General features: G+C 48.8%; 20 protein-coding genes. 9 read left to right on the plus strand and 11 right to left on the minus strand.

Annotation, left to right across the window (positions count from 1 at the left end):
• Window positions 1-8: 8 nt before the first annotated feature.
• From KJY73_RS08390 to KJY73_RS08410, 5 genes are all read right to left on the minus strand, one after another.
• Window positions 9-437, minus strand: coding sequence for a diacylglycerol kinase (locus tag KJY73_RS08390; RefSeq protein WP_232848428.1), 429 nt, complete (start codon window positions 435-437; stop codon window positions 9-11).
• Window positions 427-2,010, minus strand: coding sequence for a ShlB/FhaC/HecB family hemolysin secretion/activation protein (locus tag KJY73_RS08395; protein ID WP_214342673.1), 1,584 nt, complete (start codon window positions 2,008-2,010; stop codon window positions 427-429). Before KJY73_RS08395 ends, KJY73_RS08390 begins: the two co-directional genes overlap by 11 nt.
• Window positions 2,011-2,222: 212 nt before the next feature.
• The gene (locus KJY73_RS08400) at window positions 2,223-3,905 is read right to left on the minus strand and encodes an ArnT family glycosyltransferase (RefSeq protein WP_214342675.1); all 1,683 of its coding nucleotides are present in this window, start codon (window positions 3,903-3,905) and stop codon (window positions 2,223-2,225) included.
• Window positions 3,898-4,602 (minus strand): TVP38/TMEM64 family protein, encoded by a 705-nt coding sequence (locus KJY73_RS08405; RefSeq protein ID WP_214342677.1) that lies wholly within the window; start codon window positions 4,600-4,602, stop codon window positions 3,898-3,900. Before KJY73_RS08405 ends, KJY73_RS08400 begins: the two co-directional genes overlap by 8 nt.
• On the minus strand, window positions 4,583-5,329 hold the full coding sequence (locus tag KJY73_RS08410) for a glycosyltransferase family 2 protein (RefSeq protein ID WP_214343323.1): 747 nt from the start codon (window positions 5,327-5,329) through the stop codon (window positions 4,583-4,585). Before KJY73_RS08410 ends, KJY73_RS08405 begins: the two co-directional genes overlap by 20 nt.
• 327 nt (window positions 5,330-5,656) lie before the next feature.
• Here KJY73_RS08410 and KJY73_RS08415 point away from each other — a divergent pair, with 327 nt between their 5' ends.
• A complete protein-coding gene (locus KJY73_RS08415) occupies window positions 5,657-7,243 on the plus strand; it encodes an ABC-F family ATPase (RefSeq protein WP_214342680.1) in 1,587 nt (528 codons plus the stop codon).
• Between the two features lie 92 nt (window positions 7,244-7,335).
• On the opposite strand, the gene KJY73_RS08420 is transcribed toward KJY73_RS08415, so the two are convergent.
• A complete protein-coding gene (locus tag KJY73_RS08420; RefSeq protein ID WP_214342682.1) occupies window positions 7,336-8,262 on the minus strand; it encodes a cation diffusion facilitator family transporter in 927 nt (308 codons plus the stop codon).
• Between the two features lie 163 nt (window positions 8,263-8,425).
• Here KJY73_RS08420 and KJY73_RS08425 point away from each other — a divergent pair, with 163 nt between their 5' ends.
• From KJY73_RS08425 to KJY73_RS08435, 3 genes are all read left to right on the plus strand, one after another.
• Window positions 8,426-10,147 carry a Na+/H+ antiporter NhaC family protein gene (locus tag KJY73_RS08425; RefSeq protein ID WP_332874168.1) on the plus strand — a complete coding sequence of 574 codons (1,722 nt, stop codon included), beginning with the start codon at window positions 8,426-8,428 and terminating at the stop codon, window positions 10,145-10,147.
• Window positions 10,148-10,344: 197 nt separating this feature from the next.
• Entirely contained in the window at window positions 10,345-12,765 is a 2,421-nt protein-coding gene (locus KJY73_RS08430) for a TonB-dependent receptor (RefSeq protein WP_408611356.1), read from the plus strand.
• A gap of 98 nt (window positions 12,766-12,863) precedes the next feature.
• A complete protein-coding gene (locus tag KJY73_RS08435) occupies window positions 12,864-13,352 on the plus strand; it encodes a SixA phosphatase family protein (protein ID WP_214342686.1) in 489 nt (162 codons plus the stop codon).
• A 60-nt stretch (window positions 13,353-13,412) separates the two neighbouring features.
• On the opposite strand, the gene KJY73_RS08440 is transcribed toward KJY73_RS08435, so the two are convergent.
• A complete protein-coding gene (locus KJY73_RS08440; protein ID WP_214342688.1) occupies window positions 13,413-15,257 on the minus strand; it encodes a M2 family metallopeptidase in 1,845 nt (614 codons plus the stop codon).
• Window positions 15,258-15,636: 379 nt separating this feature from the next.
• Between KJY73_RS08440 and KJY73_RS08445 the strand changes: the two genes are divergently transcribed.
• From KJY73_RS08445 to KJY73_RS08455, 3 genes are all read left to right on the plus strand, one after another.
• Complete coding sequence (locus KJY73_RS08445) at window positions 15,637-16,299, plus strand: TetR/AcrR family transcriptional regulator (protein ID WP_214342690.1); 663 nt, start codon at window positions 15,637-15,639, stop codon at window positions 16,297-16,299.
• Window positions 16,300-16,313: 14 nt separating this feature from the next.
• On the plus strand, window positions 16,314-18,638 hold the full coding sequence (locus tag KJY73_RS08450; protein WP_214342693.1) for an acyl-CoA dehydrogenase: 2,325 nt from the start codon (window positions 16,314-16,316) through the stop codon (window positions 18,636-18,638).
• 219 nt (window positions 18,639-18,857) lie between these two features.
• Window positions 18,858-20,276 carry a serine hydrolase domain-containing protein gene (locus KJY73_RS08455; protein WP_214342696.1) on the plus strand — a complete coding sequence of 473 codons (1,419 nt, stop codon included), beginning with the start codon at window positions 18,858-18,860 and terminating at the stop codon, window positions 20,274-20,276.
• A 53-nt stretch (window positions 20,277-20,329) separates the two neighbouring features.
• Here KJY73_RS08455 and KJY73_RS08460 read toward each other — a convergent pair whose 3' ends face one another.
• Complete coding sequence (locus KJY73_RS08460; RefSeq protein ID WP_214342698.1) at window positions 20,330-21,232, minus strand: LysR family transcriptional regulator; 903 nt, start codon at window positions 21,230-21,232, stop codon at window positions 20,330-20,332.
• 123 nt (window positions 21,233-21,355) lie between these two features.
• On the opposite strand from KJY73_RS08460, the gene KJY73_RS08465 reads away from it, so the two are divergent.
• Both KJY73_RS08465 and KJY73_RS08470 read left to right on the plus strand, forming a co-directional pair.
• Window positions 21,356-21,595 carry a DUF2798 domain-containing protein gene (locus KJY73_RS08465; protein ID WP_214342701.1) on the plus strand — a complete coding sequence of 80 codons (240 nt, stop codon included), beginning with the start codon at window positions 21,356-21,358 and terminating at the stop codon, window positions 21,593-21,595.
• 12 nt (window positions 21,596-21,607) lie between these two features.
• A complete protein-coding gene (locus tag KJY73_RS08470; RefSeq protein ID WP_214342704.1) occupies window positions 21,608-22,090 on the plus strand; it encodes a DUF2938 domain-containing protein in 483 nt (160 codons plus the stop codon).
• On the opposite strand, the gene KJY73_RS08475 is transcribed toward KJY73_RS08470, so the two are convergent.
• The 3 genes from KJY73_RS08475 to KJY73_RS08485 all read right to left on the minus strand — a co-directional run bounded on the left by KJY73_RS08475 (window position 22,074) and on the right by KJY73_RS08485 (window position 25,924).
• The gene (locus KJY73_RS08475) at window positions 22,074-22,685 is read right to left on the minus strand and encodes a hypothetical protein (RefSeq protein ID WP_214342707.1); all 612 of its coding nucleotides are present in this window, start codon (window positions 22,683-22,685) and stop codon (window positions 22,074-22,076) included. The two genes, KJY73_RS08470 and KJY73_RS08475, sit on opposite strands and share 17 nt — an antisense overlap.
• 113 nt (window positions 22,686-22,798) lie before the next feature.
• Window positions 22,799-25,417: a phosphoenolpyruvate carboxylase gene (gene ppc / locus KJY73_RS08480; RefSeq protein WP_214342710.1), complete on the minus strand. Its 2,619-nt coding sequence runs from the start codon at window positions 25,415-25,417 to the stop codon at window positions 22,799-22,801.
• 198 nt (window positions 25,418-25,615) lie between these two features.
• Window positions 25,616-25,924, minus strand: coding sequence for an isoamylase early set domain-containing protein (locus KJY73_RS08485; RefSeq protein ID WP_214342713.1), 309 nt, complete (start codon window positions 25,922-25,924; stop codon window positions 25,616-25,618).
• Window positions 25,925-26,158 lie beyond the last annotated feature (234 nt).

A 26,158-nucleotide genomic window follows, 5' to 3' on the forward strand; every position in this document is an offset into this window, starting at 1 on the left:
TTGCGTCCTTATGCCCAGTAGTCGTACAAAGACAAGCCCCACACCAGGGAGGCAATCAGCATGCTGAGCAGCACGGCCGCAGAACCGAGATCTTTGGCAAGTCCAGATAAAGGGTGAAACTGCGGGCCAATGCGGTCGACCACGGCTTCGATGGCCGTGTTGAGAATCTCTACCAGAGGGATCAGCAATAGGCTGATGATCATGGCAAGGCGCACCCCCAGTGGTAAATCCAATAGCAGAGGCGCAGGTAACAGTATGGCCAGTAACAACATCTCCTGTCGAAACGCGGCTTCGTGTTTGCACAGCCAGCAAATTGCACGATAGGAATTAAGCCCTGCTCTTATCAGCCGGGTCATACCCTGGGCTTTAATCAGATGCGGATGTTCAACCTCGGTATTTATACTGTCCTGAGTGCCTTCCATTTGCTTAGAATGCATGTTTTACCTCTACACGAAATTCCAGGCCGCTTACGTCTTCCTGGTCTGAAAAGGGGTGAACGAGATCAATATGAATGACCTGACGATCACTTGAGTGGGTGGAATACAGACGGGCACCTATCCCGGCGCTTTGCAATAACCCGGTTTCTTCATTGGCACGCGGGGTGTCACCAAAACTTTTACCCGCGTCGTAAAACACCGCGCCGCCCAATTCAAATAGCTTGAAGAGGTTAATTCTGGGGTAGTAACGAAGTTCGGTGCTGACCAGTAAGGTTTGCTCACCATACTGGTACTGCAGCGGGTATCCGCGCAGACCCGTATCACCTCCGAGGTTCACCGGGTTATCCAGGGTGGGATTGTCGGAGAACTGCCAGGCGGCGCTCGCATACCAGGCAAAGCGCTGGTTGATGCGATGGATAAGCTCGCCGCCAAAGCGGCCAGTCATGGAGCTGTGGTCTTGTTCGCCGCCAGCAAACCCGCCAGCTTGTAGCCGGGCAAGCAGCAAAGTGTTGGCGTTCCAGGCTAGCCCTTTGCTGGCGGACAGGTTCCAAAGCCAGGCGCCTTGTTGTGGACCGGATGCCAGGTTGTGACCAAGATTGGCTTGCAAATGCCAGCCCAGATTAATGTCTTCTTTTTCTTCTATCAGGTGCAGGTTGCGCATGGTGACAAAGTCGTCTTCCAGCCATTCCATGCCAACCCAGGGATAGTTGAAGATACGGTCAGCAGGCAGATAATCTGATTGAGGCTCGCTGAATCTGTGTTCATCTTTGGTCCAGCCCGCCAATACGCGCAGGTGATGGTCATCCCAGTTACCGAGTTTCCAGCCCATATTTAGGGTTTGGTAGTCAATTTGGTGCCGGAACAGCAGTTCGTCCTGGCTGTTGTGGAACAGGGTATCGACGCGATCTTCCCGGTTAAAACCGACACTACCACCAAAGTCACTGTCAACGCTGACCAAAGGCTTGTCGAAAAAGACGCTACGCTGATACCCATCTGGGCTGTCAATCAGCCGCACCCGGGCACTGCTGTTGTGACCCATAAATAACGGGAATTCGGTATCCAGCTTATAGCCTGAACGCTGTGGATCGGAAAAGTAGGCAAGTTCGGCATCAACACCTAAACCCAACAGATTGCGGTCTTTTAAGCCCACCTCAAAATGGTTTTTCCCGCCTTTGCGGCCAAAGTCCATAATCGGCATCAGTGACCAGGTATCCCAGGTGTCAATTTGAATCCGTGGCGCTGTGTGACGAGCGTCTTTAACCAACTGAACCTTAGCGTCGCGTAAATAATTTCGGCTACGTAAGTGCCGCTCTACTTCGTAGAGCTTTTGTGGGTCAGCTTCGCAGGGAGATAAAAAAGCCAGCTCGTTTTCCAAAGTGGCTTTTTGGGTATCAATGTGCAGGTTGTTGGCTAGCTTGTGAAGCCAGGTGGTATCTGGCTCACTTTCATCAAAAATTGTATGAATATTCAGTTCAATCTCGGCGGGTTGCTCACATGCCATGATGGATGCTGACCCTAAAAGGCAGGTCAAACCAAGAGGCAACGCCTGGTAATAGGGCAATCTTGGGTGCATGGCATTTCCTTGAAGAATACTGCTAACCCTTAGCCTATTCCCTGAGTCTTAAGAAAGTCTGAAGACGCCAAGATTTTTTCAAAGCATTTTCAGCATGGTTAATAAAATTCCTTTTTGGCAGGGAGTTAGATTGAAATTTGCAGGGGTGAAACAAGGGTACTCAGTAGCAGTACCCTGAAGAAAGGGATACGAGAATTAGCCTGGCTGCCAAACTAAGGTTTGGCAGCGTAAAAGACCGGCAGGGCGGGGTTTTCCACAAGGCAGTCAGGCTGTCTCGCGGAGTTATCTAACAATAGCCAGTCTTCGCGATGGGCAAAACCCAGGTCGATGCCCTTATCAAAGTTAAGGCAGTTGAGTCCCGACTGACGTGCAACTAAAACCTTGCCGTCTGGATGTTCTGCTAACCATTGCCAGGCCGCTTGCGCTTGCAGACGTATTGGTGTGTGGTAGCCAAAATGGCCGAGGGGGTAAGGCGCAAACAGCAGAAACTGTTCTTTTAGTCCAATGATCACCAGAGGTACTGGATTGGGCTCGTGATGTTGTAAATTACTCAGTACCTGTTGTGGGGTTTTCACCGGGCCTAGTAACGCGTAACCCCAGGTGCTATAGAGTAGCCAGAAGGGCAGGATAAACACCAGCCAACTTTTACCCTGGTCTCGCACAAATAATCCACCAAGCAGGCCTATGACTCCCAGACTAAGTAGGAACCACCAGGGTTGAATAGGGTAGTCATCTACCAGACTTTGTATTTTTTCAACGCCCAGAAGACCGGCGATGGCCATGATCAACAGCAGCGACCCAAGCAGGGCAACTACACCATTTATTAGGCGGGCTGGCCAGCGGCGTTGTAAAACGTCATGTAAAAATGGCGCGCTAATCAGCGTCAGCATAGGCAAGGCCGGCAGAATATAAACCCCGCGTTTGCCCGGACTCAGACTGAAAAATACTAAGACCAGTATTACCCAACCCAAAGGCAGAATAATACGTCTGTCACCGGCTTTGATTGCGCGCCACCATTTGGGGAGCAACCAAGGTAAGAGTAAGCTAAGCGGCAACCAGAAGAGGGGAATGACCGAGGTCAGGTAGTACCAGAATGGCTTGATATGATGCCACGAATCTGCATAGCGCTTGGCCGTCTGTTTAAGCAGAATGTTATCCCGGTACAATTCAAAGGCGGCATCGTTGCTATTTGCCACCAGAATAAGCATGGGTACAAACCACAGTGCGATAACCGCCAGCATGGCCAGCGGGCCTGCCCACCAGCGCCAACCGCCTTGAATGTCATCGGCTGCCGGTCGAAAGTGACGGGCCAGGAAAAAGGGCAGGAGCATCAATAGCGGTAAAAAGCCAACCCCCTTGGTGATAACACCCAGGCCCATAGCGGCGAAGCCAAGGTAATACCAATGCCAGCCGTCTTTACAATAAATATGTCGCAATAGCCCATAGCAGCCAAGGGTGATCCAGGCGCATACCATGGCATCTATTTGAGCGGTTTTCGCTTGCAGCACAAACTGAAAACTCATCAGCAGAAGTGCCGCGGCTAATATACCGGTCTGCTCATTCCATAAGCGTTTACCCAGATCGTAGACCAAGTAGAGTGTCAGTAATCCGCATAGGGCCGATGGCAACAAAAAGGCTAGCTTGATGCTGCCTAACAACCAATAAAAAAACGCAATACTCCACATAAATACCGGAGGTTTGTCCGGGTAGAGCTCGCCGCCGCGCATGGGGAAAAACCACTGACCTGAGTCCACCATTTCAATGGCAACCTGAGCAAATCTTGGTTCATCAGCGGGCCAGGGGGCTCTGAGTCCCAGGCCTGAAAAAATGACCAAGATAGCCAACAAGGCCAGTATCAATTTAGCGTTCTTGCCTGAAAATAACGCACTAAACATGGGCGTGAACGTCCTGTTCAGTCCCTGTTTGTTGGCTTAGGCGACTGCGACGATACAACCAGAGACCTATGGCACTGGACACAATCAGTAAAATGGCGCCAAGCACCATTTGTAAGTGTGCATTGAATTTAAGCCCGGCACCAGATAAGGCAAAAACCAGCATCTGAGGTAAGTAACCAATAAAGGAGCCAGCCAGAAAAGCAATAACAGGTAAGCGAATCAGACCTGCCAGCAGGTTGACCGCCAGATTATTTCCAACCGGAAACAGTCGCACCGCCACCGTTGCCTGCAGGGTATTGTGTGAGAGAAAATCACGCAGTCGTTTGCCCGGCAGGCGTTGTTTGAGAAAGGCCAAATGATTGCCCATCAGCCTAACTGTCAGCAGGGTAAGACTAGCCCCCAGGGTAACCGCCAGGGTCGATAATATTAACCCACTGAACACCCCAAAATAGTAGCCACCGATAAAAGCGGGGAGCTGTCTGGGAAGACCCACTGCGCTAAGCAATGCGAACATCCCAACAAATACAGCACCATCATGTAATGTGTTACCTGTCAGGTACTGACCGAAACGCTCTGGCTGCCAATCTGCCAGCCATTGAGTCTTACCCACAAACCAACCAATTATAAGCAGTGCACCCAGCCAGGCTAACGCTGGAAACAGACTACGTGCGAATGACTTAGGCGCCGGACTGATCATGCCGATACTCCGTGCACTGTGCAGTCATTCGGTTACGTCGCTGTAACCACATCACACCAAATATATCCACCAGGCCTACCCAGGCACGGTTGAGCATCCCGTACTTAGACACGCCAGCCATTCTTGCACGGTGGTTTACTACGGAAATTTTAACTATGCCGCCGCTACGTTGAACCAAGGCGGGCAGAAAACGGTGCATATGATCAAAATAAGGTAGTTTGAGGAAAGTGTGGCGAGGGAATAGCTTCAGGCCACAACCCGTGTCTGGTGTGTTGTCACCCAGCAGCGAGGCACGGATCTTATTCGCAATACGGCTTTGAAAGAGCTTCCATTTACTGTCGTGGCGGTTTTTACGATAACCGGCAATTAAAAAGTCCGGCTTGTCTGCCAAGGATTTAGCAATTTCCAGCATGGCTGGAATGTCGGCTGGGTCATTCTGCCCGTCACCATCCAGCGTGGCAATCAGTCTGCCAGCGGCGTGGCTCACACCTAAATGAACCGCAGTGCTTTGCCCACAACTTTGTGGGTTTCTGAGAATACGTAGCGGGACGTCGCCGGCTTTTTGCAAGCGCTCCAATACCGCAAAGGAATGGTCGTCGCTGCCATCATCCACATAAATAATTTCGTAGGAAACTAGCCCTTGCAGGCTTTGCTGTATTTCCTTGATAAGCGGTTGAATATTATCTTGTTCGTTTTTTACCGGGACAACTACGGATAACTCAGGCATGGATTCTTTATTGGGTACGCAACTTATGGCTTGAGCATATTGCGCATTGCTTAAGGTTTCCTTAAGACTGGCTTGTCCAGACTCAGATAGCGGTATCTGCATATGGCTTCCCCTTGGTGTTTGACAGCTCTTTCCATATGGCTGTTCTTATTGTTAATAAAATGTAGAAGCAACTTGTTGATTTTGCATAAATTTCATTACAAGAAAATAAATTTTGGGGTGACACCCTAAATCAGCATACTTTCTTGGCAAATTGGGCTAAACTGCGCCGCTTTTTTGTCCGCTATGTCGGCCAACCTTCTAACTTATTCGCTTGTACAGGTTCCTATGATTGCTACCGCCAATATCACTATGCAGTTCGGTGCTAAGCCGCTTTTTGAAAATATTTCCATTAAGTTTGGAGGAGGTAACCGCTACGGGCTGATTGGTGCCAACGGCTGTGGAAAATCCACTTTTATGAAAATCCTGGCTGGCAAGTTGGAACCCTCTTCCGGAAATGTGATGCGTGAACCTAATACCAGGGTAGGGGTATTGGGACAGGACCAGTTCGCGTTCGAGCAATTCAGCGTTATTGACACCGTCATCATGGGCCACAAAGAATTATGGGAAGTGAAGAAAGAACGGGATCGCATCTATTCCTTGCCGGAAATGAGCGAAGAAGACGGTATGTTAGTTGCCGAGTTGGAAACGCAGTTTGCCGAAATGGATGGTTATACCGCCGAGTCCCGTGCTGGCGAATTATTGTTGGCACTGGATATCCCAGTTGAACAACATTTTGGCCTGATGAGTGAAGTGGCACCAGGCTGGAAGCTTCGGGTGTTGTTGGCGCAGGTGTTGTTTGCCGATCCCGAAATCATGCTGCTCGACGAACCGACCAACAACCTGGATATCAACTCCATTCGCTGGTTGGAAGAAACCCTGGCGCAAAGCAACGCCACCATGATCATTATTTCCCACGACCGTCACTTCCTGAACAAGGTGTGTACGCACATGGCTGACCTGGATTACGGAGAACTGCGTCTGTATCCGGGGAATTACGATGAGTATATGACCGCGGCCACCCAGGCGCGCGAATTGCTGGTCAATGAAAATGCCAAGAAGAAAGCCCAGATTGCCGAGCTGCAAACCTTCGTGAGCCGCTTCTCAGCTAACGCCTCAAAAGCTAAGCAGGCCACCTCAAGAGCTAAGCAAATTGAGAAAATTGAGCTGCATGAAATTAAGGCTTCCAGCCGGGTTAGCCCTTTTATTCGTTTTACCCAACAGAAGAAACTGTTCCGCAATGCCTTGGAGCTGGAAAATATTGGCAACGGTTATGACGAACTGTTGTTTAAACAATTCAGTATGATTCTGGAAGTCGGTGAAAAGGTGGCGGTGATCGGTGCCAACGGTATAGGTAAAACCACCTTCCTGAAAACCCTGATTGGTGAACTGCCAACCAAAACTGGCTTAGTGAAATGGTCGGAAAATGCCAGCATTGGTTACTATGCGCAGGATCATAGTGAGGATTTTGCTGAAGATATGACGCTGTTCGACTGGATGAGCCAGTGGAAAAACCCCGGTGATGATGAGCAAACGGTGCGCGGCTTATTGGGTCGTATGTTGTTCTCTCAGGATGATATTAAAAAGTCAGTGAAATCTCTCTCTGGTGGTGAAAAAGGTCGTATGTTATTCGGTAAGCTGATCAATCAGCGACCTAATATACTGGTGATGGACGAGCCGACCAACCACTTGGATATGGAGTCTATTGAAGCCTTAAACCTGGCATTGGAGCACTTTGAAGGTACGCTGATTTTTGTGTCACACGACCGTGAATTTGTATCTTCACTGGCAACCCGTGTTTTGGATATCAAGGCCGATGGTATTGTTGATTTCCAAGGGCCTTATGAAGAGTACCTGAGCAAACAACTGGCTTAAGTGCGGTTCGTAAAAAAGCGGCGCCCTTTGGCGCCGTTTTTTATTGTTAGCTCCTGACTTGAAGACGTTCTCACTAAAAAGAGAAGCCGTCGTTAATGAGCATGTCCGCAGTGGTCGTGCTCTTTCTCTGGTTTGGCGTCACGGCAGTTTTCTTCTGGATGTTCTATTTCAATGGTGGTGTGTGCCAGTTCAAAAGGTTGCAAGCGTTCATTCACGGCCAGCTTTAACGCCTGATACTGCTGCGCAGACAGCATCTGGGCACTGACCAGATGCACAGTCAATACATGCTTTTCGCCATCCAGCGACCAGAAATGTAAGTGATGAATATCGGTAACATCAGGAATTGATAATAGAGCCTGCTCAACTTCCTGTTGCATTTGGATATCAGGGCTACGCTGCAAGAACAACCCGACGCTGCTGGCGGTATGGCGCAGTACATTGAATAAAATAAACAGGCTGAAACAGATGGCCAGTAATGGGTCGAGTATCGGCAGCTCCACAATCATCATCACTATACTAACGATCAGGACCGCCACCCAACCCAACATATCTTCCAGCAGATGCCAGTTAAGCACTTTCTCGTTTAAGGTCTTGCCACCTTGCATACGCCAGGCTGCATAACCGTTTACCGCAATACCTAAAATCGCTAAACCTAGCATGCCTGATGTATGCGGCATCTGTGGGTCCCACAAGCGCGGAATAGATTGATACAGCACCCAGGCTGTGCCGCCAATAAGTACCATGCCATTAAGCAGAGCAGATAGCAGTGAAAGACGCCTAAATCCATAAGTAAAGCGGTTGTCGGCCGGGCGTTCAGAGTAACGTCCCATGCCCCAGGCAAAACCAATGGACAGCGCATCGCCCAGGTCATGCACGGCATCGGCCATGATGGCGGTGCTGTTGGTTAGCATGCCGCCAATAAATTCTATGATGGCAAAGCCAAGGTTGAGGAAAAATGCCACCGCCATATTTTGTTGACCGTTATGGCCGTGGTGGTGATGATGGTGATGGTCGTGCATGGCTGTCCCGCCAGTTGATCCGGTGCATCAGCCTAACGGTTAAGCCCCATAGCGGCAAGGGGGATATCAATAACAAAAAGGCATGGGCTGGAAAAACTTAAGCGCTCGCCTTCACTGTTATAAAGATGTTAGCTTTCACTCTTTTATTTTGGCGGGAGTAGCAGTGTTGACTCGAAATTCTGTGACCTGGGGCTTTTTGCTGTTGGCTTTGGCGGCAGCATTACTGGCACATCACTATCAGCAACCGGTATGGAAGGAACAAAGTTACCTGTACGAAACCTTCAGTGATGACAGCGGACGGCTTATGTATCGCAATAAAGGCGATGTGTTGCCGGTAGACCAGGTCGTTGCTTATCAGGATTCGCCACTTCGTCAGGCAAACCTAGACAAGATTCAGGGAGAGCCTGAGTTAAAGAAACAATGGGTTATGAAAGAAGACGGCCAGGTGATGATGCTCCAGGCCGACTTCCACTACGGTTTGTGGTCTTTGCTACCGGCATTTGTGACTATCGCGTTGTGCCTGATTTGTCGCGAGCCCATAGTGGCCTTGCTGGCTGGGATAGTCACCGGCGCCTTTATGATTGGTCAGTTTGATATTACTGATAAGGTGTTGATCCCCAGTCTTGCCACACCCAGTGCGGCCGGGATTTTGATTTTGTACTTGTGGCTATTGGGTGGCTTAACCGGGATCTGGGCGAAGACTGGCGCAGCCCAGGCCTTTGCTCAGACGATGACCCGCCATTTTGTTCGCGGACCGCGCTCTGCCAAGCTGGTCACCTGGCTGTTAGGGGTGATTTTCTTTCAGGGCGGCACTATCAGTACGGTATTGGTTGGTACCACTGTCAGACCTATTGCTGACAAGGCTGGGGTCAGCCACGAAGAGCTGAGCTATGTCGTAGACTCTACTGCATCTCCCATCGCCGCGGTCATGGCATTTAATGCTTGGCCAGCCTACGTTCAAGCCTTTATTTTTGTACCAGGTGTGGCATTTTTGGCCACCGAAGCGGATCGCATTGCTTTTTTCTTCGACAGCATTCCATTTAGTTTTTATGCCATCCTGGCGGTTTTTGGTACTTTGTTGATGAGTTTGAATATCTTTACCTTTTCAGGACGAAGATTACGTAACGCACACCAAAGAGCGGCCAAAACCGGTCAGTTGGACGCGCCGACAGCCCGGCCGATGAGCAGCGGAGAGCTGCATAAGGTTAAAGTTCCGGAACATTACAAGGCCAGTATCTGGGAATTCGTTGTGCCTTTAGTGGTGCTGCTCTGCATTGCGGTAGGGACTTTTGTGGTACTAGGTACACCCAAAGTTAACTGGGCCTTTGGTACGGCGCTAATATTGGCGGCTTCTATTGCGTTATTTAAAGGTATGACCCTGGAGCAATTGCTGGATGGTTTTGGCGATGGGTTAAAGTCTGTGGTGGTCGCGTCTATTGTGTTGATGCTGGCGATAACCATTGGCGGTATCAGTAAATATATTGGTGGTGGCCTGTATATGGTGGACCTGCTCGGTGAGAGTGTGCCGTTTTGGGCGCTACCCGTGATTTTGCAGCTCATCACTATGGTCATTGCCTTTTCTACCGGCACCAGTTGGGGAACCTACGCTATTGCTTTCCCCTTGGCGATGCCGCTGGCGTGGGTGATTGCCCAGGACCAGCAACTGGCGAATCCTGAGCTGTATATGGCCATTTGTTTTGCCACGGTACTCAACGGCAGTGTGTATGGCGACCAGTGTTCGCCGATATCGGATTCGACTATTTTAAGTGCCATGACCACAGGCTGTGACCTGATGGATCATGTTAAATCTCAGTTATTCCCTGCTGGTCTGGCAGCCACCGCCGCTGCACTGCTATGGACTGTGGCAACCTTTTTTGCCCAGTAGCATTTAACTAAATCTTATTTTTCTCGCAATTTACTAGATGACAATTGGCAAAGTTGCCAGTTGTCATCTAGCTTTAATTCCATCCCCGAAACGTCATAAGTTGTTGTTATGACGAATTATCTGCTCAAAATCTCGACAGTTTTCTGCCAGGTATTGGGGCTTCAATCCAAAAAAATACAATTCTATCTTGGAGAAGCATGATGGACACACAACTCAAGCCACTGAACAAAGCCATAAAGCTGGGTTTATTCGGTATCTCATTAATCGGATTTTTGCATGGTACGCAGGCTGTCGCGCAGCAGCAAAATGCGGCACAGGAAGAAAAAGAAAACGACGTGGAGGTGATAATGGTCACCGCCACCAAACGTGCTTCTACCTTGCAGGAAGTACCCTTTTCCATTAACGCACAATCACAAGCCGACATTGAAAGAGCGGGGGCAACCAATCTGGAAGAGTTGTCACGCAATGTGGCGGGCTTGTCTATTCAAAACCTCGGTCCTGGGCAAAGCCAGGTTGCTATTCGTGGTGTCTCTGCCGGACAGATAGTTCGAGATCAACCAGGGGTAAAAGAGCAGGTCGGCGTGTACCTGGATGAAAGCGTCATTTCGCTTTCCCTGTTTACCCCTGATTTGGATCTGTATGATCTTAACCGGGTTGAAACACTGCGTGGCCCGCAAGGTACCCTGTTTGGTTCGGGCTCCATTGGTGGCACCATTCGTTACATCACCAACCAGCCAGAAGCAGATGAATTGGCTGGAAGTCTGGAACTTAATTTAAACAGTGTGACAGACGGTGATACCGGCGGGCATATTAAAGGTATGGTGAATGTGCCTTTAGTTGATGATAAGTTGGCCATGCGTGCGGTTGTTTATACCACCGAATATGCCGGTTTTATTGATGCGCTAGGCGAAAACGGTAGCCGTAAGAATGATGTCAATGGCGGCAGCCGCACCGGCGGCCGTTTGGCCTTGACCTGGTGGGCAACAGATAAGCTGACGATTACGCCAAGGGTGGTCTACCAGGAAATTGACGTTGATGGCTTTAACCGCCAGGAAGTCTTCAACATGTTCGCCAATCCCTACACCACCACCCGTCCTGCAATTCAAATAGGTGAGCGTGAACAGTATTTGCTGTTGGATGAAGGTTTCAAAGATGAAACGCTAATTGCTGATGTGACTGCCGAGTGGGAACTGGGTAGCGCGGATATGACCTTTGTATACAGCTATACGGACAGAGACATCATGGTCAGTCGTGATGCCAGTGCCTTGACCGGCAGTGTTAGTGTGGATTTAGGATTCCCCGATGCTGCGGTGCTGTTACCGTCAAACCTGCGTGACCGAACCCAGGTTGAACAAGATACGGTAGAGCTGCGCTTTAGTTCCAATACTGACTCGGCGCTGCAGTGGTTGGTCGGGGTGTTTTATTCGGATACTCAGCGCCAATACAGCCAACGTTTGCCAACCCCAGGCTATGATGCGTTCACTGATGCGGTGCTTGGGGCAGGGACATCGGCGGCCGTTGCTAACGGCTTTCCTTTGAACTCTCCCTATAATGCGGATCTACCTTACGATTTGAATCAGAAGTCGGTATTCGGTGAATTGACGTATGACGTTAATGACAAGCTTAACCTGGTGTTCGGCAGCCGCTTCTATGACTATGAAGAAGAGCGGCGTTTCACCACGGGCGGTTTATTTGCAAATGGTGATGATCAAGTTGATTCCACGTCATCCGATGGTTTTACTTCACGCTTCATTGCTAACTATGAGCTAAATGAAACGGTTAATCTGAATGCCCAGATATCCCAGGGCTTCAGACTTGGGGGGGTGAATGATCCACTCAATGAGACCCTATGCCAAGGCTCAGACCTGCAAACCTTTGGTAGCTTTCAGAATTATGATGACGAGAAACTGGTCAACTATGAAGTGGGTATGAAAGCCAGCGCCAAGCGTTGGGGAGCTAATATGGCGCTGTTCTACACCGACATCAGTGACCTTCAGGTTACCCTGGATGCCGGTTCTTGCTCATCGAGAATTTCGTTTAACGTACCCGAAGCCCATACCGTTGGTCTTGAATATGAGTTGACGCGAAGAGCCACCGATAACCTGTTTGTCACCTTATCGGGTAGCTTCGTACAGGCAGAGTTTGATAGTACGGTAAGGGACGGAGACGGCAATGTTTTAGGGGGGGTCGAAGAGGGCAACCGCTTGGCGTCTGTGCCAGAAGTACAGTTTGCCCTGGCAGGTACCTATGATTTTGACTCGCCATTGCTGGGCGCTAACGATACTTATGTGTCTGCTTCGTTCCAGTACATAGGGGATAGAATTACCCAGCCCAGCGACCAGGTAGAAGGTGCCGGTAATTTTGTTTCCGGATTACCTTTTGGCGGCGCCAGTGGCACAGACGTAACGGCCTTGGATCTGGAGCTGGACGCTTACAACACCCTGAACTTAAGTGCCGGACTGGTATACGACACTTGGGAGGCCGTGTTGTACATCAATAACGTAACGGATGAAAATGCCAACTTGTCATTTGATCGCGAGCGTGGTGGGCGTGCTAGGTTGGCCTACCGTACCAATCAGCCCCGCACCTTTGGAGTCACCCTAAGAGCGAGATTCTGATTTGTCTTAAAGCCCTCCAAGTGAGGGCTTTTTCTTTTCTTGCAAAGTGCTCACAGCAGGATAGAGTTGCCCATATAGCCTGTTCATATCGACTCCTTATGAAGCAAGTCAGCCTATTTCGTCATGCAAAATCCAGTTGGAAGTACGAGATTACCGATATGTTTCGGCCACTTAACCGCCGGGGTTATCGTGACGCAGCCTTAATGGCCACAACGACTGGGTGTTTTGTCCCTGATCTCATCTGTTGTTCTCCGGCTGTGAGAACCTATAGTACGGCGCTTTACTACCTAAAGCAGCTAGCGATCCCCATGGACAAACTGCATTTAGACTGGGCACTTTATGAAGCCAGTGGACAGCGACTTTTTGACTACTTGAAAACCCTGCATGAAGGGCATCAACATATATGGCTATTTGGCCATAATCCTGGGCTTAATGAACTGGTGGACATCAGCACGGGCAAAGAGATAGATAATATTGTTACGGGGGCGATAGTGACGTTACGCTGGCAAACGGAGCGCTGGAATAAGTTATCCCCAAAGCAGGCTGTATTGGGGGACATAAAGATACCGCCAAAACAACCTGAATAGTCGCTAAAGCAAAAGGCATAGCCAACCCCGTTCAGACACGGGTGCTATGCCTGAACTTACTTACCAGCCACATTGACGTCCCTGGTTCTGCTCATCGAGCCAGGTCTTTAAGGGGGCAAAATAGTCCAGAATCGCGGTGGCATCCAACTGCCTGGAGCCAGTCAACTTCTCCAGCGCGTCCTGCCAAGGCTTACTCATACCCATTTCCAGCATATCATTCAGCGCTTTACCGGCTTCTTTACTGGCATAAATTGAGCAGCGATGCACAGGACCTTGGTCCTGAGCGATCTCACACAAGGCTTTGTGGAACTGGAATTGCAGAATATGCGCCAGGAAATAACGGGTATAGGGGGTATTGCCAGGAACATGGTATTTAGCCCCAGGGTCAAATGCATTCTCTTCACGGGCTAGCGGCGCCATAACGCCTTGATATTTTTCGCGCAGTTCCCACCAGGCTTTATTGTAATCCTGAGGCTTAATTTCGCCGGAAAATACCTTCCAGCGCCATTGGTCAACCATCAGGCCAAAAGGTACAAAAGCAATTTTATCCAGTGCAACCTGCATCAACATACCTAAATCATTGGATTCATCAGGTATCTCGTCAATCAGGCCAATTTGTTTTAAATACTTAGGTGTAATGGACAGAGCTATGGTGTCACCAATTGCTTCATGGAAGCCATCATTGGCCGAACCACGATAGAGCAGGGGCTGATTTTTGTAGGCACGTTGATAGAAGTTATGCCCCAGTTCATGGTGAATAACATTAAATTCTTCACCGGTTTTCTGAATACACATTTTAATGCGCAGATCATCCTGATCGTCGATATCCCAGGCCGACGCATGACAAATTACATCTCGGTCTTTGGGCTGAACAAACTGCGAGCGCTGCCAAAATGTCTCAGGAAGGGGTTCAAAGCCCAAAGAGGTAAAGAAGGCTTCTGCTTGTTTAACCATTTTAAGTTCGTCATAGTCATGCGCTTTTAAAGCTTTGGTGACGTCTGGCACCTCCATCTTGCGTTCAGGCTTGACCAGTTCGTATATATTGCCCCAGCTTTGTGCCCACATATTGCCTAACAGGTGCGCGGGAATGGGTTTGTCCTGCGCGACGACATCAGTGCCATAGTAATCGCCTAATTTAGCCCGCACATGGCAATGCAGGGCTTCATAGAATGGCTTGACCTGATTCCAGGTTCTGTCCAGTTCCGTGGCAAACTCATCGGCAGGCATATCGTACTTGCCGCGCCAAAGTTCACTGGTATCTGCAAAGCCCAGTTGTTTGGCGCCCTCATTGGCCAGACTGACCATTTCCTCATACAAGGGCTTCATAGGCACGGATATCTGGCGCCAGCCATTCCATACTTCAAGCAACAACTCGTTGTCTCTGCTTCTGGCCATTTTGGCGGTCAATTGCCCAAGGTCCCAACACTCGCCGTTTTTGCGGCAGTACTTGCCTTTACCATACATACCATCCAGCTCAGAGGAGATCTGTGCCAGACGCTCAGATTTATCTGCCTGGGAAGGAGGCGCCAGGACAAAGGAATTTAATAGTAAATTTAACTGGCGGCGCGTATCGGCATCGACTTCTACATGATTAAACTGAGCCGCCTCTTTGGCGAGCTCTGCTGTACGAACTGAAAGTTTTTCGCTCAGATAAGCAGAAACGGCAGCAGTATCTTGATTGATATAAGTTGCATAGGCCCAGGCTGCCTGTGAAGCTGGTAGCTGTAACTTTTCTATTTCTGTTTGTGCAGCCTGAATAAAAGCTTTGGCATCGTTGGCACTGGGAATTTTCTGTTGTTCGGTAGCTGGGGATGGATGTTCAGCTTTAGAGTCTTGCTGACAGCCAGCCAAAATGGCTGCCATTCCTAGCATGGTCAAGGTTAATCTGCGTTTGGTGCGAGGCATGCGGGTAGGTCCTTTTATTGTTAGCTATTGCTTTTATTAAGCCCAGAGCAGGAATCCAAATAAACAGATTCGGCTTTAGGAAAAGCCAGTATAAGTGGCCAGTAGGGATGAATAAACCAATTGATGGAATAATAACCGCGGATTACAGCAGACAAAAAAAGACCCAATTTCTAATGCGCTAGCGAAATCGGGCCCAGGGAGAGAGGAAACAACATTCATAGGGTATGACCCGGCTTATTAATAGAAGTTCAATGGAATGTTCAATCCATGAATTCATGGGGTATTCGGCAAAGGGATATAAAGCGAGGAACAACATTTACTTGAATTTGTGCCGATTTAAACATACATTTCAAACTATCGTTTGAATTGGTTGTTTACTATGAGTGCAGATACCAAAATCCAGATTCTGGATGCCGCGGAAACCCTGTTCTCCGAGCATGGCTTCGGTGACACCTCCTTACGAACAATCACCAGTGAAGCTAAGGTTAATCTGGCCTCAGTGAACTATCACTTTGGGTCTAAAAAACAACTGATCCAGGAAGTGCTACAGCGTTACCTATCGGTATTTATGCCTGCGGTGGACGACGAGTTAAGTCGTTTGCTGCACAAGCATCCAAATCCTGATGTTGGCCAGGTTTTCTCCTGCTTAGTTGAGCCTTTGCTCAGTCTTAGTCAGGTTCGTCCGGATGGCACAGCTATCTTTGTCAGGTTGCTTGGGCGCGGTTATTCGGAGTCGCAGGGACACCTGAGAAAATATATCACGTTTCATTATGGCGAGGTGTTAAGGCGTTTCGTTCACGCCGTTCACCTGGCCGTTCCACAGTTATCACCGGCGGAAATTTTCTGGCGTTTACATTTTGCTATCGGCACTTTTGTGTTCACCATGGCATCAAGTAAAGCGCTCAGTGAGATTGCCCTGGCTGATTATCATCAAGACGTTACGGTGCAGGGCATCATTGCCCGGCTGATGCCTTACATCTCTGCGGGGGTGGGAGCTCAGGTTGCTGAAACGTCCGTTAATCCATTATTGGATATTGCTTAATAGAAGGTGCAGTCATGTCTATTTTACTGATTTTACTGGTTGTACTCGCCATTGTACTTGGCGTGACAGATATCAGGCGTAACCTGATAACCAAACCGGTTTTCCAGATCTTTAAGAAAATTCTGCCCCCCATGTCCAGCACTGAACGTGAGGCCATGGAAGCGGGCTCTATCTGGTGGGAAGGGGAGTTGTTCCGTGGTAAACCCGACTGGAACAAACTACATGGCTATGCCAAACCGGCATTGAATGAAGAAGAGCAGGCGTTTCTTGATAATCAGGTTGAAACCCTGCTGAAAATGCTGGATGACTATAAAATCGTCCACGAAGACAAAGACCTGCCTAAGGAAGTCTGGGAATATCTGCGTAAAGAAGGCTTCTTTGCGATGATCATTCCTAAATCTTTTGGGGGTAAAGAGTTCTCGGCTATTGCCAACTCAACCATAGTGTCTCGTATCTCAACCCGGTCATTGAGTGTGGCGGTAACCGTTATGGTACCTAACTCTTTGGGCCCCGGTGAGCTTCTGATGCATTACGGTACAGAAGCGCAAAAAGATTATTGGTTGCCACGCTTGGCAGATGGTACGGATATTCCCTGCTTTGCCCTGACTGGTCCTGAAGCGGGTTCAGACGCAGGTGCCATTCCAGATACCGGTATTGTGTGCAAAGGCATGCATGACGGGCAGGAAGTCTTGGGCCTTAAACTGAGCTGGGATAAGCGTTATATCACATTAGCCCCGGTTGCCACTGTGCTTGGCCTTGCGTTTAAAATGTACGATCCGGATGGTTTGCTCGGTGATAAGAAAGACCTGGGTATTACCTGTGCACTTATTCCCACGTCTCACCCTGGCGTAAATGTTGGCGACCGTCACTTCCCTGTGGCGATGGCCTTTATGAATGGTACGACAAGCGGTGAAGACGTATTTATACCGCTGGATTGGATTATTGGTGGGCCAGACTATGCCGGACGCGGCTGGCGTATGCTGGTGGAGTGTTTGTCTGCAGGACGGGGTATTTCACTGCCGGCACTAGCAACTGCAAACGGTCACTTATCTGCGCGGACCACAGGTGCGTATGCCGCTGTGCGTAAGCAGTTTGGTCTGTCTATCGGCAAGTTTGAAGGTATTCAGGAGGCCATGGGCCGAATCGGTGGCCTGACTTATACCCTGGAAGCCATGCGTACCATGACTGCAGGTGCTATAGACCTGGGTGAGAGCCCTTCTGTTGTGACTGCCATTGCCAAATATCATATGACCGAGATGTCTCGCGAAGTGATCAACGACGCCATGGATATTCATGCGGGTAAAGGTGTGCAGCTAGGGCCTAAAAACTATCTGGCTCACCAATATTTTGGTACACCTGTGGCTATTACAGTGGAAGGGGCAAATATCCTTACCCGCAACCTGATGATCTTTGGCCAGGGGGCCACCCGTTGTCATCCTTATGTATTTGATGAAATGGAAGCAGCAGCCAATCCTGATGCCGAACAAGGTCTGAAAGACTTTGACCAACTGCTGGTTAAACATGTTGCGTTTGCCACGGGTAACTTCTTCGGTTCACTGTGGCAAGGCTTGACTGCCGGTGTTTTCAATCGTGCGCCAGTATCGGGTGAAACAGGTGAGTATTACCAGCAGCTGTCTCGCATGTCTAAAGGTTTGGCCCTTTGCGCAGACTTCTCCATGTTAATCCTGGGGGGCGATCTCAAGCGTAAAGAGATGATTTCTGCTCGATTGGGTGACGTACTCAGCCAGTTGTATATTGCCTCTGCGGTATTACGTCGTTATGAGTCAGATGGCCGTCAGGTAGCTGACCTGGCATTTGTTCACTACGCGCTGCAGCGTTGTCTGCATCGTATTGGTGTGGCGTTTGATGGCTTCTTCCAAAACTTCCCCAGCCGGGTTGTGGCGGTGCTGTTGAAACGAGTCGTTTTCCCTTGGGGTATCAATTACCGCATGCCGCATGATGAGATTACACAGAAGGTTAGCGACAGCTTGATGCAGCCCGGTGTGATGCGCGACCGTTTAACCCACTTGTGCTATATCGGTGAAAGAACAGATGATCCGGTAGGTATGGTGGAAAACGCCTTTATCGCTATGCACGAAGTCGTGCCAATTGAGAAGAAGATCCTCAAGGCACAGAAACAGAAAGTAATTCCGCGTAAGCTTCCTTTCGCAACTACCTTAGCCTTGGCGCTGAAAGAAGGGGTTATCTCTGAGCATGAAGCTGAACAGCTCAAGCGAACAGATGCATTGCGCAAAGAGGCATTAAGTGTCGATAGCTTTGCACCAGGCGAGCTGGAAGGCAAAAATGTGTCTTCCACAAAGGCAAAATCAGTCGCCTGATAAGTGCCTAACGTATTAAAAAAGCCGGTGTAAACCGGCTTTTTTATTGTCTGTGACCCGTCCTAAATGAGGTTGACACTTTCCTAAGCCCGAAAAGGAAAGTGTTTGCTTTGTCATCGGATAACTTCAAGGTATTAGCTAACAAGCTTTTTTTATTGTAAGTACCACACAAACCTTTTTACTCTTGGTGAGAATTTTCAGCCCTTACGGAGTGCCTCTATGCCACGCTTATACCTTCCCCTTGCAGCAATTCTTTGTGGGCTTACATCAGCTAGCGCTAATGCGGACCTCTCTGAGGTACAGAAAAACAAAGTTGATGAGATCTTGAATGTCACGCAATGGGTTTCAGAGCCGGGTTGTAGCGCGGGGGTGTTCAGACAAGGGGAGCTGATTTACCAAACAGCCAGCGGCCTGGCAGATTTAACCACAGGCAGAGCATTAGACCAGAACTCGCGCTTTTATGCCGCGTCGCTTTCAAAGCAGTTCACCGTACTGGGCATTATGAAATTGGTGGAGCAGGGGAAACTTAAGCTTAATGATACTGTTCAGCAATATTTTCCTGCTTTCCCAACTTATAGCAAACCCATCACTATTAGCATGCTTATCCACCATACCTCAGGTGTCCGTGATGCGCTGGGATTAGTGCGCCTTGCTGGTGTTCCTGTTCTAAGCAAAACTAATTTGCAAACTGCCTTAGATTTAATGATGCGTCAGCAAGCCACCGACTTTACCCCCGGTAGCCAATATGCCTATTCCAATGGCGGTTATCTATTATTGGCCGGCATCATCGAACGGGTATCTGGGTTGCCTTTTCAGGATTACATGCGGGATACCATTCTAGCCCCATTGGGCATGCACAATAGTTTTTTTGCCGCCGCACCTATCCCTGATGGGTTTACGGTAAATGGGTATCTTAATGACGATGGTCGCTTTACTCAGCAGAATGATTTCCCAGCTTTTAGTGGTTCCGGAGGGTTGATTACCTCGCTAAGTGATCTGGCTAAATATGAATACGACATTGCTCAGGGACACAAGGTGTGGACCGATGCGACCCGACAGGCAATGCAAGAACCAGCGACATTTAATGATGGTCAGGTGGTGCGCGAGCAACATGGTTTGATTTATGGTGGCGGGGTAAAATTCGGTTTTCAGAAAGGGCGCGAATGGATGCAGCACACCGGCGCCTCATCCACCTTTAAGTCTGCTTACGGCCGTTTGCTGGACAGTGGCTACAGTTTTATTGTGTTGTGTAATCGCAGTGATGGTAAACCGGCGGATAAGATGTATGCGCTGGCCGACCTGCTGGGAAACAAGGCAGGCGAACGCTCAGATGAAAGTAAACGAAGTCATAAAAACCTGCCTGCGCCACAGCCTGGTGATATACCGCCTGCTGGCGATTATTACTCTAAAGAGCTGGATGTGATCTACAAGATAAAGCCTATTGACACTAAGAGCGCCGAAGTCACTATGATCTCAACCTGGCCAGGTCATCAGGAGCCTCCGGCAAAACTGCAATTGGCCAAAGATAAAGAAGGTCTGTTACGGGATGGTAGCCTGATTGTCGAATATCATCAGGGTGACAACGGCTTTAGTGTGAGCCGCGGCAACATTCACGGTATTCGTTTTGTGCTTCAATGAAGATTGTAAGTAACCTATCAAGATCTTGGATCCCGGCTGCTAAGGCCGGGATGTTAGTTTGAATGCACTAGGGTTGTGGGGTTGCTTTGAATGAAATGCCGCAGGTAGTCGCGCAGACATTTGGCTTTTTCATTCAGTAGGCGACCACTTGGCCACACCAGATAAATTTCACGTTTGTCTCCTTGCCAATCCGGTAAAACTTGTTGGAGCTCCCCTCGCTGCAGTTCCTGCTGTACCTCTGTTAACGGCAGCATACTGATCCCTTGTCCATCACAGGCTAGCTGTTTCATCATGGCGGTGTCATTAAACAAGGATTGAAAGCGAGGGAAGAGCTCAAGCGTCTGTTCATTTTGCTTATTGATTAGCAGCCACTTGGTCCAAAGTGTTGTGCCAATTAACCGATGTTCTTTTAATTGCGTTGGATGCTCGGGCTTACCGGCTTGCTGCAGGTAAGCTGGTGAAGCCACCAGAAGTTTGTCTATTTCCCCCAGTTTAAGTTGATAAAGGGTCGAATCGGGTTGTGGGCCGACACGAATGGCTAAATCTGCCTTACTCTTAATTAGATCTTCGCGCTGATTGGCAAGCACCAATTCGAGTTGAATCTGCGGATAGTCTCGGCAGAAGCCCAGCCACATGGGACGCAGATATCCATGGGAAATATTAATGGGAGCCAAGACCTTTAGCTTCCCGTGCAAGTGTTGGTGTGCTTCGCTAAGTTGGCGCTGAGTTTGCTCAAACTGCTCAACCAGATCCGCATAGGCTTGATAATAGATTTCCCCTTCCTGACTTAACACGCATTGGCGCGCTGAGCGATGTAGTAACTTACAACCAAGCTGCTGTTCCAGTTTCTGCAGACGTCGGGTGACAGTTGCTGGCGGAAGGTTGAGGTAGCTGGCTGCTCCAGACAGTCCCCCTTTCTGTACGATATGTATAAATAGCTGCAGGTCATCTAACATAATTGCAAAAATGGAAGTATATATTTGAAATGTGCTTGTATTTTAACTTATGAAACTATCTTAAGATCAATCCACCTAGATTGCTGGGGATTTTTTAGACCAATAGTGCTTGAGGAGAAAAGAATGATACATGCCAAATACAGCCCTTATGTTTTCTCATTTTTTATGGCGTTGCTGATGTCCGGCATTATGTCGCTAGTGATCACCTTGTTTAACATGGGATTGGTGGAGGCCATTTTGGTGCTGTGGCTAAAGGCTTGGTTGTTTGCATTCAGTGTGGCGTTTCCCACTATTATTTTGGTTACTCCCTTGGTGCGACGATTAGTGGCTTTAGTAATACGTCAAGATGCATTAGTTAACTAATAGGGAAGAGCTATGAAAACGGATTTGCTGTTGGATGCAATTATCATCGGTGTTGGAGCGACTGCGGTGATGGATATCTGGGCGTTTTTTCTCAAACGTGCGATGAATATTGCTTCTTTGAATTTTTGTATGGTGGGACGGTGGCTATGCCATATGCCAGAAGGTCGTTTTACTCATACTGCGATTGGCAAAGCAGAAGCTCGTGACGCTGAATGTTTGGTGGGGTGGGCGGCGCATTATCTTATCGGTGTACTGTTTGCCTTTGTGTGGCTGCTTTGTATAAAAGGGATCACACAGATGTCACTGGTTTCTGCGCTACTTTTTGGCGCGCTCACTGTGCTAATTCCCTACTTTATTATGCAACCTGCGCTGGGGATGGGATTCATGGCGTCTAATGCTCCAGCCCCGTGGAAGGCCAGGGGAAAAAGCCTAATTACACATTTGGTGTTTGGGTTGGGTATGTATTTATCAGCGCTTATTATTCGGGGAGTTTAGGGGCTGCTTGTTGTGTTTTTAGTGCTTCTGCCGCCAACTTTTGCAAACCAACAGAGAGTTGTTCATCATCAATCTTCCCTTGCTGATATTGCACTTCAATGTCGATGACCCCCAATGTTAGTTCCAATAAGGTCAGATAAAGCGGGATTTGCAGGAAATCCCGGCTTTTCTTTAAGTTAATTTGTAATTCATTCATATCGGTCAGCGTACTTTCTGACAAATTTTTGCTGACTAAACTTTGATATAACAACGCATCTATGAATTCAGGATAAGGCGGCGGATTATTCTGAAAAAAGTTCTGTTGCTCGTCTTTGCCCAAAGACAGCGCATAAGTATGTAATTCCTGGGTGTATTCGTGGCTGGTTTTTACACTGGCAGATGCTGCATTAAGTAATTTAATTAAATCCTGTTGTTCTTTTATCTGACTTTCGTAGTTAGAAATGGCAATAGCCAGCAATACACCCACAAAAGTTGCTATCAGGGTAAGATAAAAACTGACTCCCGCTTGGAATTTTTCATGAATCACATGAAAGCGCGGATGAAAAGTAAGTAACCCCAACAAAGAAAATGCCAAAATAGCAAAAACATACAGCATGATAAAAGTCGCTTTCACGGAAAGGTGAATAAAATCGTCGCTGAGTCTAACTGATTTAGTTGCTGTAGGCGATGGCAAGATAGCAGGCCGGCAAGACCGGCCTGCAAAGGTATTTAGCCTGTATTGCGCATACCAACAGCTATACCTGCAATGGCTACCATCATGGCGCGTTCCAGGATTGGGTTATCCAGCTCAGATTTACGCACCCTGTCTAACAGCTCAATCTGCAGCAGATGCAAAGGCTCTAGATAAGCCGCCCGGATCTGCATTGATTCACGCCCTTGCGGATCCTGCTCCAGCGCACTGCTTTGTTTCATTAGCTTGAAGATCATCGCTTGGCTTTGTGCCAGCTCTTCTCGCAGGGCTTCGCCAAAGTATTGCAGTGACTCTGGAACTAGGCGTTTATCGTACTCGGCACTGATACGAGGGTCTGCTTTAGCAAACACCATGTCGAGCATGGATAAACGGGTCTTGAAGAATGGCCAGTCATTGATCATCTCTTCCAGCACCACTTGTTTCTTATCGCCATCAAGCGCATGGTCTACCGCTTTCATAACACCCAGCCAGGACGGCAAAACCAGGCGGTTCTGTGCCCAGGCAAAAATCCAGGGAATAGCTCGTAAGCTTTCTACTCCGCCATCTGGCTTGCGTTTAGAAGGACGGCTACCTAAGGGTAATTTGCCTAGTTCCTCTTCCGGTGTCGCGGCTCTGAAATAGGGAACGAAGTTGACATCCTGGCGCACCACCTGCCGATAGTTATCGCAGCCACGGGAGGCCATTTCATTCATTAAACTGCGCCACTCGGCTTTAGGAGCCGGTGGAGGCAGCAAAATGGCTTCAAGTATGGCGCTGGCGTAAAGTTTCAGGCTGCGATTAGCTAGTGCCGACATGCCAAACTTGTAGCGGATGGTTTCCCCTTGTTCCGTTACCCGGAAACCGCCTTTCAGTGAGCCTGGCGGCTGGGAAAGAATTGCAGCATGCGCCGGTAACCCGCCGCGACCTATGGTTCCCCCCCGACCATGGAATAGGGTCAACTCGATACCACGACTATCGGCCAGGGCAACCAGCTTCTCTTGTGATTGATATTGCCCCCAGCCTGCGGCCAGCGCGCCTGCATCCTTGGCAGAATCAGAATAACCAATCATCACGTACTGACGTCCCTGGATATAGCCTCTGTACCAGTCAATATCCAGCAGCTTGGTGGTGACGTCTGCTGCGTTATTCAGGTCATCCAGGGTTTCAAACAGCGGGGCAACCGGCATAGGCCAGTTAATACCAGCTTCTTGCAACAACAACTGTACTGCCAACACGTCTGATGGCTGGCTGGCCATAGAGATAATATAGATACCAAAACCATCCTGGCTCTGTGAGGCGATTACTGAGCAGGTATCCAACACCTCTTGAACATCCTGACTGGGTTGCCACTTTCTGGGTAGAAGTGGACGGCGCGAGGCTAATTCACGCAGCAGGAACGACTGTTTGTCCTCTTCGCTCCAACTAAGATAATCACCTATACCCAGATAACGGGTCAGCTCGCTTAGTACCTGACCATGACGCTCCGAATGTTGTCTGACATCCAGCTTAAGCAAGTGAATACCAAAGCAGTGCGCTCGGCGTATAGTATCCAGAAGCTCTGCGTCGGCAATGCTCTTTAAGCCTGTTTCACAAAGCGAGTGATAGCAAAGTAGCAGGGGATTAAGTAGCTCTTCCTGAGATGCTATCCATCGTTGTGGGTTTGCATTGCGGCCATGTAAATAATCATCAATGCCGTCATGGGTTTCTTCCAGTCTGTCACGCAAGGTACGCAGAATTTTGCGATAAGGCTCGCGATCCTGCTCAGCTGCTTTCATCAGCTCGTCTGTACCAACGCTCATGGAAAGTTCCACCTGCAGGCGATTAACATCATTGAAGAACAATCGCGCAGCGCGCTTTCTGGCCAGCAGCAAGACCTGCTCTGTTACTTTGGCGGTGACAAATGGGTTGCCATCGCGATCTCCACCCATCCAAGAGGAAAATCTGACCGGACAGGCGTCAAGCGGCATGGCCTGGTCAAATTGACTGCGAAATTTATCATCCATTTCACGCAGAAACTGGGGCACGGCATCCCAGAGTGAATTTTCAATCACTGAGAATCCCCATTGTGCCTCATCAACTGGTGTTGGTCTGACCGAACGGATCTCTTCGGTATGCCAGGCTTGGCAGATAAGTGCAGAAATACGCTTAAGTAGCTGGGCTCGCTCGGTACTCGTCAGGTTGTAGCCGTGTATGGTGGCCAAACAATGGGCCAGTTCGCTGTATTTATGGATCAGAGTACGGCGTGTGACTTCCGTAGGGTGTGCCGTCAATACCAGATCGATGCGAAGTTGTGACAGTGCTTGCTGGAAGGTTTTACCTGCCAGATTGTTTTGCTTTAGCTTGTCACTTAGCTGATCCAGGGGATCTTCCGAAGGTTGTGAGCTATTAAACTCCTGCTCGGCAATATTGGCCAGGTTTAAAAATTGAGCGAAAGCTCTACCTACGGTAAGCAGGTCGGCGTCATCCAAATCGGCAAATAATGCCTGAAGTTCCTGACCCGCCTTTTCATCCCCTTGTGATGCACTGCGGCCGTGCTTTCTTATGGTCTCAATCCTGTCTAACCAATCTTTACCCAACTGAGCTTCAATGGTTTCGCCTAAGATGCTACCAAGCTCCCTTACTGTATCCATCAATTGATGATCGATTGGCGCTGACATGAGGTCCTCCAACGTGTTGCTGATTTCGGGATGTCCCGTTAGTTTTTGTAATTTTATTACAATAACCTGATTCGTATCGCTTGTCGAAACTTTGACTTAGAACGGTCGGTTATATAAGAACGGCGGAACATCTTAGATATTCCCCTAAGCATTATGGCGTAAGGGCTCTAAGGCAAAGCCCTTACGCCGAAAGGAGGGCTATACAGCGATAACGGAGTTATCCTCCAGGCTGAGAGGTGAAGGAACATAGGTATCTGCATCCCAGTCATTCTCCCAAACTTTGTCATCAAGCAAATAACGAAACTGGTATTGACTGTCCTTTGGCAGCTCCAATGTGGCAGTAAAGTCCCCATTTTTCAATTTCTTCATGGGCGTTGCGGCGCTATCCCATGCATTGAAATCTCCCAGCAAACGTACGCTTTGGGCATGCTGGGCTTCCTGTTTGGACAATTTGAAGGTCACCTTACAAACGGGTTTAGACTTCAGATATTGCTTCTTGAAACTCATGACAAATGCTCCTTGTTGTTTGTAATTAAATTACATGACGCATAGGCGTACCTAACATCTATACCAGAGATGAGTAAAAATTCACCCATCAACACGGAATATATTGATAACTGCCGGGCATATGTACTATGAGAGCCCAAGCTTGGCAGACTGGTGTCACTATCAACAAAGAGTGTAGCGCTTCTTAGGTCACATGCCTTATTGCTTTACTGAAACAAGGATGAGAGCACTAAC

Source organism: Bowmanella yangjiangensis, assembly GCF_018531185.1.
Taxonomy (GTDB): Bacteria; Pseudomonadota; Gammaproteobacteria; order Enterobacterales; family Alteromonadaceae; genus Bowmanella; species Bowmanella yangjiangensis.